This window comes from Rathayibacter sp. AY1C4, assembly GCF_002932195.1.
Lineage (GTDB): Bacteria > Actinomycetota > Actinomycetes > Actinomycetales > Microbacteriaceae > Rathayibacter.
Genome location: NZ_PSWE01000003.1, coordinates 33,706 through 46,840 on the forward strand (window position 1 = coordinate 33,706; position 13,135 = coordinate 46,840).

The window sequence follows — 13,135 nt, forward strand, 5'->3', positions numbered from 1 at the left end:
GTCCGGGGGGCGTTGATAGCCTGGGAATGCTCGTCGAGGGGAAGGAGCACACAGCATGGACGCTGTCACCCAGTACGCGTGGATCCTCTGGCTCGCGCTGATTCTCATCTTCGTGATCGTCGAGATGATCACTCTCGAGTTCACGTTCCTGATGCTCGCCGTCGGCAGCATAGGCGGACTGCTGACCGGGCTGGTCGGGGCTCCCTTCTGGGTCCAGGTCCCCGTCGCGGCCGTCCTCGCCGCCCTCCTGCTGTTCACCGTCCGGCCGCCGCTGCTGCGGCTGCTGAAACGGGGCGGCGATCCCACCCCCAGCGGAGCGGACGCTCTCCTCGGGCTCTCCGGCAGCGTCGTCCTCGCCGGCCCCGGAGCCGGCCAGGTCAAGCTCGCCAACGGCGAGACCTGGACCGTCCGCCTGTCCCCGCTCGTCGAGGACCGCACACTCGGAGTCGGCGAGAGAGTCGTCGTCACCGCCATCGAGGGCGCGACCGCGGTCGTCGTCCCCGCCGAAAGGAGCACACCGTGACACCGTCCTCCGTCGCGACGATCGTCGTCGTCGCCGCCGTCGTCCTCTTCGCCCTGGTCGTCCTCTTCCGAGCGGTCCGCATCATCCCCCAGGCCACCGCCGGGGTCGTGGAGCGCCTCGGCAAGTACCACAAGACCCTGCTGCCGGGCCTCAATCTCGTCGTGCCGTTCATCGACCGGGTCCGCCCGCTGATCGATCTGCGCGAGCAGGTCGTCTCGTTCCCGCCCCAGCCCGTGATCACGGAGGACAACCTCGTCGTCTCGATCGACACGGTCGTCTACTTCCAGGTGACGGACGCCCGGGCGGCGACCTACGAGATCGCCAACTACCTCGGTGCGGTCGAGCAGCTGACCACCACCACGCTGCGCAACGTCGTCGGCGGCCTGAACCTCGAGGAGGCGCTGACCTCCCGCGACAACATCAACGGGCAGCTGCGCATCGTCCTCGACGAGGCCACCGGCAAGTGGGGCATCCGCGTCGGACGCGTGGAGCTCAAGGCCATCGACCCGCCCCTCTCCATCCAGGACTCGATGGAGAAGCAGATGCGCGCCGAGCGCGACCGTCGAGCCGTGATCCTCACCGCCGAGGGCACCAAGCAGTCCCAGATCCTGAACGCCGAGGGTCAGCGCCAGGCCGCGATCCTCGCGGCGGAGGGCCAGGCGAAGGCGGCGGTCCTGCGCGCCGAGGGTGAGGCCAAGGCGATCACCACCGTCTTCCACGCCATCCACGAGGGCCGCCCCGACAGCGAGCTCCTCGCCTACCAGTACCTCCAGACGCTCCCCAAGATCGCCGAGGGCAGCGCGAACAAGCTCTGGGTCATCCCGAGCGAGCTCACCGAGGCGCTGAAGGGCATCGGAGGAGCGCTCGGCCAGCGCGGCCAGTCCGCCCCGGCGGTCCGCCCGCAGGACGCGGCACCCCCGTCGGCGCCTGCGGCTTCCGCGCCTGCCGCATCCGGGTCCGTCGGCTCCACTCCTGTCGAGCCCGGATCCGACACGTCCGCCCCCTTGGCGGCCGCGACGACCGACGGAACCCCGGACACCGCGCCCACTCCCCCGCCGCCGGCCGCCTGAGCCGCGGACCCGGTCCGCGATGCGCGCCTCCGAGCCACCCCTCGTCCTGAGCGGGCCGATGCCCCGGGTGATCGCGCATCGTGGATTCGGCCCGCCGGCCGAGGGCAACACGCTCGCCGCCTTCGAGCGCGCCCTCGCCGCGGGTGCGGACCTCCTCGAGACGGACGCGCGCGCGTCCCTCGACGGGGTCGCCGTGCTCGTCCACGACGCCGAGGTGATCGACCGCTCCGGCCGCCGCCACGTCGTCGCCGCCACCCGGTGGGAGGAGCTCGCCGACCTCCGACTGGCGGGCGGCGCCCGGCTCGCCTCTCTCGAGCAGGCCCTCGCCGCACTCCCCCGCGCGCGCTTCAACATCGACGTGAAGTCGCGGGACGCGATCGACCCGGTCGTCGCGGCGGTGTCCGGCGCCGCCGCCGCGGAGCGCGTCCTGATCACCTCGTTCTCCGAGATCCGTCGAGCAGCGGCCCTCCGCCGTCTTCCCGGCGCCGCGACCTCGGCGTCGGCGGTCCGCTTCGTCGTCGCCCTGTTCGCCGCCCACCTCGGCGCCGCCCTCCCCGTGCGTCTCGCTCTCCGCGGCATCGACGCGCTCCAGGTGCCCGAGCGCGCGCTCGGCCTCCGCGTCGCCGAGCCGCGGATCCTCGCCCGGCTGCGGGTGACCGGCTGCGAGATCCACCTCTGGACCATCGACGATCCGGAGCGGATGGAGCAGCTCCTCGCGCTCGGGATGGACGGGCTCGTGACCGACCGCACCGACCTCGCCCGAGCGGCCGTCGACGCCTTCCTCAGCGCCCGTCAGCCACGCCCTCAGGAACCGCGGAATACGCCTCCGACCTGAGGATTCTCTGGCAATGGCAGGGACGGGAAGACCACCTCCAGGTACGACGTTGACACTGGGGAAGCACAGCGAGAGGAGACCACACAATGGCAGATCGAAGCTTGCGAGGAATGCGGCTCGGATCCCAGAGCCTGCAGAGCGAAGAAGGCGTCGTCTTCTCCCCGCGATCGACGTACGAGTACCACTGCGCGAACTGCGGCCACGACACCGACATGGTGTTCTCGGCCGATGCGGAAGCACCGGAGACCTGGGAGTGCCGCTCCTGCGGTCACGAGGCCACTCTGATGGTGGACTCGAAGCCGGTCGTCGTGGACAAGGGCGAGCAGAAGGCTCCGCGCACCCACTGGGACATGCTGCTCGAGCGTCGGACCCGCGCGGAGCTGGAGGAGCTGCTCGAGGAGCGGCTCGCCTATCTGCGCGCCAGGCGCGGCGAGCACAAGATCGGCGCGTAGCGCCGGTCAGCGGGAACGGCGTCGCGGCTCGCGCGTCCTGAGGACGAACGAGACCATGCGGATGAGACCGGCGGCCAGGAAGTACCAGCCGAGGTCTCGCGCCCACACCAGAGCCGGGGTCGTGGTGGAGCTGAGGGGGACCTCGTCCACCATGGCACCCGGCTCGAACCATGTCAGGGAGTCGATCGTCGCGCCGTCCGGCCCGATGATCGCACTCGTCCCGACGGTCGAGATGTTGACCACGCTGCGCCCGGTCTCGATGGCCCGCAGGCGAGCGATCGCGAGCTGCTGGACGCTCTCGTCGGTCCGGCCGAAGTCGGCGTTGTTGGTCTGCCCGAGGATGACCTGGGCTCCCCCGTCGACCATCGCGTTCGTCAGCGCGTCGTCCGAGATGTCGAAGCAGATCGCGATGCCTGCGAGGACGCCGTTCACGTCGAAGACGTTGGGACGGGTGCCGATCGAGTAGTCGCGGCTCACCAGGTCGACCAGGTCCGGAGCGAACATCCGCCAGAACGCCCGGTCCGGCATGTACTCGGCGAACGGGACGGGATGCACCTTGTCGTAGACCTGCGTCGCCCCCTCCCCCGCCTTCCAGAGCAGCGAGCTGTTGTAGAAGACGTCGTCCGAGGGGTTCGTGATCGTGCCCACGACGAACGGCGCGTCCATCGTCCGGCTGAGGTAGTCGAGGACGGCGGCCGACTGGGCGTTCCGGGTCGGATCGATGTCGACGCCGTTCTCGGGCCACACCACCATGTCGACGTCCTGATCGAGGATCGGCAGCGTCGCCGAGGTGTGGTCCTCGAGGATCTGCCCGCGGTAGCTCTGCGAGAACAGGCCCGCATCGGAGTCGCCCTGGACGGCGGCGATCCGGGTCGTGCCCTCCGTCGGCGCCGGCCAGGCGGGGAACACCAGCGCCACGATCGCGAAGCCCGCGAGAGCGCTGACGCGAGAGAAGGCCGGGACGGACATCTCGCGGACGGCCTGCGCGAGCACGGCCGCGAGGAACGCCACCACGAAGCCGAGGCCGGCGAAGCCGATCCACGCCGCGAGACCGGCGAGCGGGCCGAGGGACTGCGAGATCGCGAGGCGGCCCCAGGCGAAGCCGCCGTAGGGCCAGACGCTGGTGATCGACTCGCGCCCGATCCAGAGCGCCGCCAGGAGGGCGGGGAGGCCGACCATCCGGCCGAGCGGTCCCGTCCAGACGCGGTGGCCGCGCGTGGAGACGACCGCCATCAGCCCCGCGGAGAGCGCGAAGAAGATCGCCTGCAGGCCGGCGAGGGCCGCCCACGGGACCGGGCCGAGGTAGAGGGTCAGCCACTCGATGTGGACGCCCCAGAAGACCGCTCCGCCGACGAGGCCGACGAGGCTTCCGCTCCAGAAGCCGCGCCCCCCCAGCGCGAACAGGATCGCCGCGGCGCCCACGATCGCCAGCGGCCAGACGTCGGAGTCGGGGAAGCCGCGGTCGAGCACGGCGCCGCCGAGGGCGGCGAGGGGCAGCGCCACCCACAGCGGAACGGTCCGCCCGTCGGGCGGAGGAGCGATCGGCGTCATGCGACCGTCGAGTACGCGACGATGCCGCGGCGGACCAGGTCGAGGGCGGTCCGGGCCGCGCGGCCGACCTTGCCCTCGGCGACGACGGAGAGCTGGTCGAGGAGGTCGATGGTCTGCTTCGCCCAGCGCACGAAGTCGCCGGCGGCCATGTCGGACTCGCGGAGCACCATGTCGAGCGGCATGCCCTTGGCCCACATGTTCATCGACAGCGCCAGGCTCGTCGAGATCGGGTTGCTGCCCGGCAGGCGGTGCTCCCGCTCGACGTCGTCGAGCCGGGCCCACAGAAGCTGGGTCCTCTCCAGCGCCTCGGGGAACGCGCCGCGGGGCAGGAACTGCTCGCCGAGCGTCCCCTCCTCGCGTCGCGGCTCGAAGACCAGGCAGCACGCCATCGCCGCGAGGCCGGCCGGATCGAGCTCCGTCCACGCCTGCTTCCGGAGGCACTCGGCGACGAGCAGGTCCCGCTCCCCGTAGATCCGGCGGAGCGTGCGACCGTTGGGCGTCAGCGAGAGCTCGCCGACCTCGTCCCGGCGGAAGTAGCCGAGCTCGAGCAGCACGTCCGTGATGTGGTCGAAGATGCGGGCGACGGCGCCGGTGCGCGAGCGGATCTGGCGCTCGATCTCGTCGGTCTCGCGGCGCAGCTTCCACCAGCGCTCGGCCCAGCGCGCGTGCTGCTCGCGGTCGGAGCAGGCGTGGCACGGGTGCGCCTTCATCCGACGCCGCAGGCTCGTGAGCTGTCCCTGGCGCTTCTCGCGCTCGGCGTGGGAGGCCGACTCGCCGCGCACCGCGCCCCGGCGCTCGAGGTCGCCGATCTCACGGCGGATCGCCGCGTACTGCTCGAAGTCGCCCAGGTGGCACTGCATCGCCGTGACGTAGCCCGCCATCGACTCCTCCTGCTGGCGGACCCGGCGGGCGAGATCGACGACGGACCGGTCGGCCTGGAACTGCGCGAACGACGACTCGAGGATCTCGCGCGTGCGCACCCGCCCGAACTGCTCGATCAGGTTCGCGGCCATGTTGTAGCTGGGGCGGAAGCTGGAGTTGAGCGGGTAGGTCCGCCGGGAGGCGAGGGACGCGACCGCCTGAGGGTCCATCCCGCCGCGCCACTGGATCACCGAGTGGCCCTCGACGTCGATGCCGCGTCGGCCCGCCCGGCCGGTGAGCTGGGTGTACTCCCCCGGTGTGATCGGGACGCGCGCCTCGCCGTTGAACTTCTCGAGCTTCTCGAGGACGACCGTGCGGGCCGGCATGTTGATGCCGAGCGCGAGCGTCTCGGTCGCGAAGACCACGCGCACGAGCCGGCGCAGGAACAGCTCCTCGACGACCTCCTTGAAGGCGGGGAGCATCCCGGCGTGGTGCGCGGCGACGCCCCGCTGGAGTCCGTCGAGCCACTCCCAGTAGCCGAGCACCGCGAGGTCCTCGTCGCGGATCGTCCGGCACCGCTCCTCGACGATCGCGCGGATCTCGTCGCGCTCGTGGCGCTCGGTGAGGCGCACGCCCGACCGCAGCACCTGGCGCACGGCCTGGTCGCAGCCCGCACGGCTGAAGACGAAGAAGATCGCGGGGAGGAGGTTCTTGCCGCGGAGGATCTCGACGACCTCCGAGCGCAGCACGAGCTCCTCGGTGCGCTGCTCCGGGTAGCGGCCGCGACCGCCTCGGCCGTTGCGGCCGCCCCTGCCGCCGCGCTCGACCCGGGAGCCGCCCTGGGCCATGCGGGCGAGCTCGGGGTTCACCCGGTTCGTCGCCGCCCGACCGGAGGAGTCGAAGAGATCGACCAGCTTGCCGCCCACCAGGACGTGCTGGTCGAGCGGGACGGGCCGCTCCTCGGAGACGATGACCTCGGTCTCGCCCCGGACGGTCTGGAGCCAGTCGCCGAACTCCTCGGCGTTCGACACGGTCGCGCTGAGCGAGACCAGCCGCACGCGCTGCGGGAGGTGGATGATGACCTCCTCCCAGACGGCGCCGCGGAAGCGGTCGGCGAGGTAGTGCACCTCGTCCATCACGACGTAGGCGAGGTCGCGCAGGAGGTCCGAGTCGGCGTACAGCATGTTGCGCAGCACCTCGGTCGTCATCACGACGATGCGGGCGCGCGCGTTGACGTTCGAGTCGCCGGTCAGCAGGCCGACCTCGGAGGCTCCGTAGTCCTCGACGAACTCCTGGAACTTCTGGTTGCTCAGCGCCTTCATCGGCGTCGTGTAGAAGACCTTGGCCGTCGGGTCCTGCATGGCCAGGTGGATCGCGAACTCGGCCACCGCGGTCTTGCCGGCGCCGGTGGGCGCGGCGACGAGGACGCTGTGGCCGTCGTCGAGCGCGCTGCAGGCCTCGTACTGGAAGGGGTCGAGGTCGAACGCGAGGGTCGAGCGGAACGCCTCGACCCTCGCGTGGCCCTGGCGCGTCCGGAACGCGGCGAACCGCTCGGCGGGAGACGGTCCGGTCACGCGGGCAGGTCGGAGGGGCTGCCGTCGAACACCAGCTGGCGCTTGGCGGCGCGCCGGTCGTGCAGGATCGCGATCCCGCAGGCGAGGAAGAACAGGAAGATGATCGGGATGGCCAGGAGGAACATCGAGATCGGGTCGGCCGCGGGGGTCGCGATCGCCGTGAAGAGCACGATCGCCATGATCGCGATGCGCCACGACTTGAGGATCAGCATGCCGGGGAGGATGCCGAGGAAGTTGAGGAGCACCAGGAAGACGGGCAGCACGAAGGCGATGCCGACGACCAGCACGAGCTTGAGAACGAACTCGTAGTAGATCTTGGCGTCGAGGAAGCTCGCCGCGTTGCTGCCGGTGAAGCTCGTCAGGAGCTCCACGATGTGCGGGAACACGAACCAGCCGGCCGCGCAGCCCGCGAAGAACAGCGGGATGGCGGTGAGGATGAAGCCGAGGCCGTACCGCATCTCCTTGCGGGTCAGGCCCGGGACGAGGAACGCCCAGATCTGATACAGCCAGACCGGGCTTGCCAGGACGATGCCCACCGTGATGGCGATCTGCAGCCGCAGGTCGAAGGCACCGGCGATCGTCGGGAAGTTGAGGATCGCCTCCTTGCCCTGGGTGGAGGCCACCTCGGAGATCGGAGCTTTGAGGGCCTCGAAGACCCACTCCGAGACGAACCACCCCGCGACGCACGCGATGACGATCGCGATCGCCGACTTGAAGAGCCTGTTGCGAAGCTCGACGAGGTGCGCCCCGAGCGACATGCGCCCGTCGGGGTTCTTCGTCCGCTTCGTCCGTGGCTTCTTCGGTGCCACGGACGTCATTACTTGAGCGGGGACTCGGGCGGCGTGGTGGTGCCGGTGCCGGTGGTCGTGCCGGTGGATCCGGCGACGGTGCCGGTGGTCCCCTCGGTCGACTCACGGCGCTCGGTGCCGTCCTCGTCCTTCATGGTCTTGACCTCGCTCTTGAAGATCCGCATCGACTGCCCGACACTGCGGGCCAGCTGCGGGAGCTTGGGCGCACCGAACAGGAGGAGGATCACGGCGAGGATGATGAGGAGGTGCCACCCCTGGAGGCCAGCGAACATTGCAGACTCACTTCACTTGTCGGTTGCGGTGTACGAGGAGCTTACCCTGTTCGACCCGTTCTGACCGGCGGAGATCGATCCTGTCGCGACGTGCGTCACGCCGGCCCTCGTGCGCACGCCTCACGTCGTCGCGATCGGCGAACAGCGACGAGGACGGCCGGGGCGGCAGGTCGTCCGTCATTCCAGGACTCAGTGTCTCGAGTTTCGCGGTGACCTCGGACAGCTGTCCGAGGAGCACCTTCCCCTTGCGCCAGTAGGAGAGGGCGAAGAGGACCAGCATCGCCAGAGCGCCCAGCGCGAGGCCGAGCCAGATCAGGATCCACGACCACCAGGTCACGACGGCTCCCCCTCGTTCGCGGCGAGCGCGGAGGCCGCCCAGAGCGCGACCGCGGTGCGCGCCTCGGGGGGTGCCACCACGGTGACGAGACCCGCCAACGACGCCACCAGGCGCGTCAATCCCTCCAGATGGGCGACGCGGAGACGGACGAGGACACCGTGGTCCTCCTCCCCCGGCACGGGATCGGGGAACTCGGCGTCGGCCGCGTAGTCGCCCAGCAGCACGACGGCGCTGGGGGCGACGCGCAGGTCCACGACGAGATCGGAGGCGGAGGCCTCGAAGAGCCGTTCCGAGAGGGTCACCTCGTTGCGGCGCCGGACGATCGGCGTCCCCGTGTCGCGGAGGGAGCGCATCCTGTCGACCCGGAACGTCCTGACGCCCTCGCGGAGGTGGTCCCATCCGCGCAGGTACCAGTCCCGATCGACCGATTCGAGCACGAAGGGGTCGACGAGCCGGGACTCGGTCTCGCCGCGGGCGCTGCGGTAGTCGAAAGCGACCTGCGTCGCCGAGCCCATCGCTGTCCGCAGGAGCGCCACAGCGCTGTCCGCGCCCGTGCCGCGCGAGACCGCGACCGCGCTCGGGGCCGAGGAGGCGCCGCGTGCGAGCTTCCCCATCAGCGAGGCGATCCGGTCGTTGCCCTGGTTCTCGGGCAGCGCTGCGAGGTACTGCATGCCGGCGATGAGGGCGGCGGCCTCCCGCGCCGAGAACCTCGGCGAGTCGTCGATCGCGACCTGGTGGGTGAGGACGACGTGGTCGTTCTCCTCGAAGTCGTCCCAGCCGATGTCGAAGAGGTCGTTCGCCTGGTACTGCGCGGTCTCGCCGGGGATGCCCGAGACGGCGATGAGGCGCACCGCGCGGCGCACCTCCTCCTCCGGGATCTCGAAGTGCGCGGCGACCTCGGCGACGGAGACGCGGCCCCGGTCGAGCAGGTAGGGAACGAGGGAGAGGAGGACGGCCAGGCGGTCGCGCGCCTGCAGGGAGCGGGGTCTAGCCACGGGGATCCCCTCCATGGTCGTCCAGGGTGCGGCGGAGGCGGTCGAGGACGCGGCGGCGGAGCTCCTCCGGCTCGAGCAACCGCACCTCGGGACCGTGACCGGCGAGCTCGTCCGCGAGCACGTCCGGGTCGGTGTAGTGCAGGCGCAGCAGGCCCTGGCCCTCGCCCTCGGCCTCGGCACGCCCGCCGAGACGGAGGGCGGCGTCGGAGTCGGGGGCGACGCGCAGGAGCGCGCTGTTGCGCTGCAGGATCTCGTCGAGCTGGGCGAGAGCGGTCGCCGCGTGGTCCCCCTCCACGAGAGGCGCGGTGCGGCCGGTGGACGCGACCGGCCCGACGATCCGCGACAGGAGGAAGGTCCGCGTGCCCTCGGCGCCCTCGTCCCAGCCGTGGAGGTGCCAGCGCCCCTGGTGGTTCACCAGGGCGCGGGGCTGCACGGTGCGCACGCGCGGCTCCTCGCCGCCGGGCTTCAGATAGGGGAAGCGGACGACCTGGCCGCGGTCGAGCGCAGCGTTGAGCGGCTCGAACGAGGCCTCGCGGACCCGGATCGAGGGGCTGATGCCGATGACGGGGTCGACGGACTCGACCCCGATCGAGCGCAGCTTGATCAGCGCGCGCCGCGACTCCGCCGAGAGCGTCCCCTCGCGCCAGACCGCCCCGGCCAGGCGGAGCAGCGCGAGCTCCTCCGGGTCGAAGGTCAGGTCGGCCGGGAGGTCGTAGCTGCGCTTCGCGATGCGGTACCGGACGGTCTGGGTGTTGCCCGGGTCGCCCGGGGCGTCGACCGTCTCGATCGGGATGCCCAGCTCGCGCAGGTCGTCCTTGTCGCGCTCGAACTGGCGCTCAAGCGAGGTCCGGTCGCCCCGGCCCACCCGCTGCCGGTAGCCCTGCACCGTGGAGAGGACGTCGGCCTTCGTCAGTCCGTTCTCGGCCGCGACGAGCGCGAGCACGAGGTTGAACAGACGCTCCTCGGCCGGGACGCGGCTCGAGGACGGGGCGTCGGAAGGCACGCCCTCCAGTCTAGGGCCGGGCCCGGTCAGACCTTTCCGAGGATGTCGGCGACGAAGATCAGCGTCGCGCCGCCGGGGATCCCGCCCTGAGGGGAGCCCTGGTCGCCGTAGCCCTGGTCCGGCGGGATGACCGCGATGACCTGGGATCCGACGGGCTGGCCGATGAGGGCGTCGGCGAATCCGGCGATGACTCCGCCCTGGGTGGTCGAGCCGTCGGCGGCCGTGAAGACGGCGGGAGCGCCCTTCTCCCAGCTGGAGTCGAACACCTTCCCGTCGCTCCACTGCCAGCCTGTGTAGGCCACGACGACCTGGTCGCCCTCGGCGACGACGTCGCCGTCGCCCTTTTTGAGCTGGGCGATGCGGAGGTCGGTCGGCGCGTCACCGGAGGGCTTCGCGAGCCCCGGGCGTCCGTCGTCGCCGAGCGTCACCGTCGGGAAGCCGTCGGGCGCGGGCTGGGCGGCGCCGTTCGCGCGGGCCAGCGAGGCCTCACGGACGTCCGCGACGAGCACGAGCGTGTCGTCCTCCGAGATGCCGAGCTGCGACGAGGACTGGCCGAAGCCGTCCTCGGGGGCGATCGCGATGGCGACGCGCGAGCCGACCTGCGTGCAGAGGAGGCCCTCGTTCAGGCCGACGAGCCCGGCTCCGCCGACGCCGAAGCGGGCGGTGCTCGACCCGTCGTAAGGCGAGGTCTCGAGGACCGTGCCGTCCGCGCCGTTGACCAGGGTGTAGTCGATGGTGACGAGCTGGCCCTTCTCGAGCGGTGCGCCCGAGCCCTCGATGAGGGTGCTGACCTGCGTGCCATCCGCCTTCAGCGGCGTCGGGACGCTGACGTCCGGCTTCGCTCCGAAGTCGCCCGTGGCGCTGACCGCCGCCGAGGAGTCGCCGGAGGAGAACGGAGCGTCGCAGTCCGCCTGCGAGGAGGACGCGGTGCATCCGGTGAGAGCGGCGACGATGCCGATGCCGGCGATGAGCGCGGTGGTCCTGCGCACGGGTCCTCGATTCGAGAGAAGGGGAGCGGTGACGCCCGAGGTGGAGACGGCCCGGAGGCCGGGAACAGCTTAGAGGATGCCCTCGTCGTCGGGCTCCGCGGTCTCCTCGCCGAACCCGCGGGCCCGGGAGAGCTCGGCGCTGGTGGCGGACTCGCGGACCCGCTTGCGGAGGCTCTTGGGGCTCACGGCGCGCTCGCCGAGCGCGCCGGGGGTCCAGGCCTCCACGTCCTCGTCGCTGAAGTCCGTCTTCGACGGGCGACGCTTGAGCTCGGGGAGCACGGTGTCCGGAGCGAGCCGGCGAGCGGTGATGAGGAAGCCGGTGTGGCCGATCATCCGGTGGTCCGGCCGGACCGCGAGGCCCTCGACGTGCCAGCCGCGGACCATGGTCTCGTTCGACGACGGGTTCGTGAACAGGCCCGAGGCGCGGATCGCCTCCGCCGTCCGCGAGAGCTGCGTGACGGTGGCCACGTAGCAGAGGAGCACTCCCCCGGGCGTGAGAGCCTCGGCGGCGACGTCGAGGCACTCCCAGGGCGCGAGCATGTCGAGCACGACGCGGTCGGCCTCGCCGGACGGGACCGTGCCGGGCAGCGCCTCGACGAGGTCGCCGACGGTGACGCTCCAGTTGTCGGGCGTGTAGCCGAGGAAGGTCTCGATGTTCGCCCGTGCGACATCCGCGAACTCCTCGCGCCGCTCGAACGACGACAGCCGGCCGGTCGGACCCACCGCCCGCAGCAGCCAGAGCGAGAGCGCGCCGGAGCCGACACCGGCCTCGACCACGCGGGCGCCGGGGAAGACGTCGGCGAGGGCGAGGATCTGGGCCGCGTCCTTCGGGTACACGATCGCCGCGCCGCGGGGCATCGACATCACGAAGTCGGCGAGGAGAGGGCGCAGCGCGAGGTGCTCGACGCCGACGGTGTTGGTCACCACCGAGCCGTCGGGCAGCCCGATCACCGTGTCGTGCTCGATGCCGCCCCGGTGCGTGTGGAACACCTTGCCGGGAACGAGCGTGATGGTGTTCATCCGCCCCTTGGGTCCCGTCAGCTGGACGCGGTCTCCCGCGCGGAAGGGTCCGGAATGCTGCAGTGCCTCACCGGTCATCGGCGGGCCTCCGTCTCGGTCGTGGCCGGGCCGGAGCCGCGGTGCTCGGAGGACACCGTCGCGAGGTCCGCGACGGTGCGGCCCGCGAGAGTGGGCCAGAGGGCGTAGGGGCCGGCGGGGTCGAGCTCCAGCTGGTGCGGGACGCCGATCGACGCGGCTCCGGAGGCGACGGCCGCGCCGAGGCCCGTGAGGGAGTCCTCGATCGCGACGCAGGCGGCGATGTCGACACCGAGGGTGCTCGCGGCGAGGAGGTACGCCTCGGGGTGAGGCTTGCTGCGCTCGACCATGTCGCCGCTGACGACGGCGGCGAAGGCGGGGAACGGGATCCGGTCCACGACGGCCGCCGCCATCCGCGAGATCGACATCGTGACCAGCGCCTGCGGCACTCCCGCCTCGGACACCGCGCGCAGCAGCTCGAGCGCGCCCGGTCGCCACGGGATGCTCACGGCCAGCTGGTCGACGACCTCGTCGGTCATCCGGTCGATGATCGCGTCGACGGAGAGGTCGACGCCCTTGCCCTGCAGGATGCGGGCGGCGGCGGGCAGGCCCGAGCCGACGAGTCCCATCGCGTCCTCGTGGGTCCACACTCCGCCGAAGGAGGAGACGAGCGCGTGCTCCGACGCCATCCAGTACGGCTCGGTGTCGACGAGCGTCCCGTCCATGTCCCAGAGGACGGCGGCGGGGGCGGACGCTCCTCCGAGCGGCTCGGAGGACAGCGGCCGGGCGGAGGTCTCGGGAGTCACGAGCGACCATGGTACCGGCAGGG

General features: G+C 71.5%; 14 protein-coding genes. 4 read left to right on the forward strand and 10 right to left on the reverse strand.

What is annotated here, in order from left to right; genetic code table 11:
- Positions 1 to 55 precede the first annotated feature (55 nt).
- The 4 genes from C5C99_RS02190 (at position 56) to C5C99_RS02205 (ending at position 2,880) form a co-directional block, all read left to right on the forward strand.
- Positions 56 to 523 carry an NfeD family protein gene (locus C5C99_RS02190; RefSeq protein ID WP_104222034.1) on the forward strand — a complete coding sequence of 156 codons (468 nt, stop codon included), beginning with the start codon at positions 56 to 58 and terminating at the stop codon, positions 521 to 523.
- 20 nt (positions 524 to 543) lie between these two features.
- Positions 544 to 1,593 (forward strand): SPFH domain-containing protein, encoded by a 1,050-nt coding sequence (locus C5C99_RS02195; RefSeq protein WP_374953723.1) that lies wholly within the window; start codon positions 544 to 546, stop codon positions 1,591 to 1,593.
- Positions 1,594 to 1,651: 58 nt separating this feature from the next.
- Positions 1,652 to 2,428 (forward strand): glycerophosphodiester phosphodiesterase family protein, encoded by a 777-nt coding sequence (locus tag C5C99_RS02200; protein ID WP_258063606.1) that lies wholly within the window; start codon positions 1,652 to 1,654, stop codon positions 2,426 to 2,428.
- Positions 2,429 to 2,514: 86 nt separating this feature from the next.
- Positions 2,515 to 2,880, forward strand: coding sequence for an RNA polymerase-binding protein RbpA (locus tag C5C99_RS02205; protein ID WP_068207052.1), 366 nt, complete (start codon positions 2,515 to 2,517; stop codon positions 2,878 to 2,880).
- Between the two features lie 6 nt (positions 2,881 to 2,886).
- Here C5C99_RS02205 and lnt read toward each other — a convergent pair whose 3' ends face one another.
- From lnt to C5C99_RS02255, 10 genes are all read right to left on the reverse strand, one after another.
- Positions 2,887 to 4,431, reverse strand: coding sequence for an apolipoprotein N-acyltransferase (gene lnt, locus C5C99_RS02210; protein WP_104339538.1), 1,545 nt, complete (start codon positions 4,429 to 4,431; stop codon positions 2,887 to 2,889).
- Positions 4,428 to 6,866, reverse strand: coding sequence for an RNA helicase (locus C5C99_RS02215; RefSeq protein WP_104222026.1), 2,439 nt, complete (start codon positions 6,864 to 6,866; stop codon positions 4,428 to 4,430). The genes lnt and C5C99_RS02215 overlap by 4 nt, the downstream gene beginning before the upstream one ends.
- Positions 6,863 to 7,684, reverse strand: a complete 822-nt coding sequence (tatC, locus tag C5C99_RS02220; protein WP_374952911.1) for a twin-arginine translocase subunit TatC — start codon at positions 7,682 to 7,684, stop codon at positions 6,863 to 6,865. Before tatC ends, C5C99_RS02215 begins: the two co-directional genes overlap by 4 nt.
- Entirely contained in the window at positions 7,684 to 7,947 is a 264-nt protein-coding gene (tatA, locus tag C5C99_RS02225) for a Sec-independent protein translocase subunit TatA (RefSeq protein WP_104222022.1), read from the reverse strand. The genes tatC and tatA overlap by 1 nt, the downstream gene beginning before the upstream one ends.
- A 7-nt stretch (positions 7,948 to 7,954) precedes the next feature.
- The gene (locus tag C5C99_RS02230; RefSeq protein WP_104222020.1) at positions 7,955 to 8,284 is read right to left on the reverse strand and encodes a hypothetical protein; all 330 of its coding nucleotides are present in this window, start codon (positions 8,282 to 8,284) and stop codon (positions 7,955 to 7,957) included.
- Positions 8,281 to 9,279, reverse strand: a complete 999-nt coding sequence (locus C5C99_RS02235; protein ID WP_258059235.1) for a YafY family protein — start codon at positions 9,277 to 9,279, stop codon at positions 8,281 to 8,283. Before C5C99_RS02235 ends, C5C99_RS02230 begins: the two co-directional genes overlap by 4 nt.
- A complete protein-coding gene (locus tag C5C99_RS02240; protein WP_104339539.1) occupies positions 9,272 to 10,282 on the reverse strand; it encodes a YafY family protein in 1,011 nt (336 codons plus the stop codon). The genes C5C99_RS02235 and C5C99_RS02240 overlap by 8 nt, the downstream gene beginning before the upstream one ends.
- Positions 10,283 to 10,308: 26 nt before the next feature.
- Positions 10,309 to 11,271, reverse strand: coding sequence for an FKBP-type peptidyl-prolyl cis-trans isomerase (locus C5C99_RS02245; RefSeq protein WP_104222014.1), 963 nt, complete (start codon positions 11,269 to 11,271; stop codon positions 10,309 to 10,311).
- Positions 11,272 to 11,340: 69 nt separating this feature from the next.
- On the reverse strand, positions 11,341 to 12,369 hold the full coding sequence (locus tag C5C99_RS02250; protein WP_104222012.1) for a tRNA (adenine-N1)-methyltransferase: 1,029 nt from the start codon (positions 12,367 to 12,369) through the stop codon (positions 11,341 to 11,343).
- On the reverse strand, positions 12,366 to 13,112 hold the full coding sequence (locus C5C99_RS02255; RefSeq protein WP_258059236.1) for an HAD family phosphatase: 747 nt from the start codon (positions 13,110 to 13,112) through the stop codon (positions 12,366 to 12,368). The genes C5C99_RS02250 and C5C99_RS02255 overlap by 4 nt, the downstream gene beginning before the upstream one ends.
- Positions 13,113 to 13,135 lie beyond the last annotated feature (23 nt).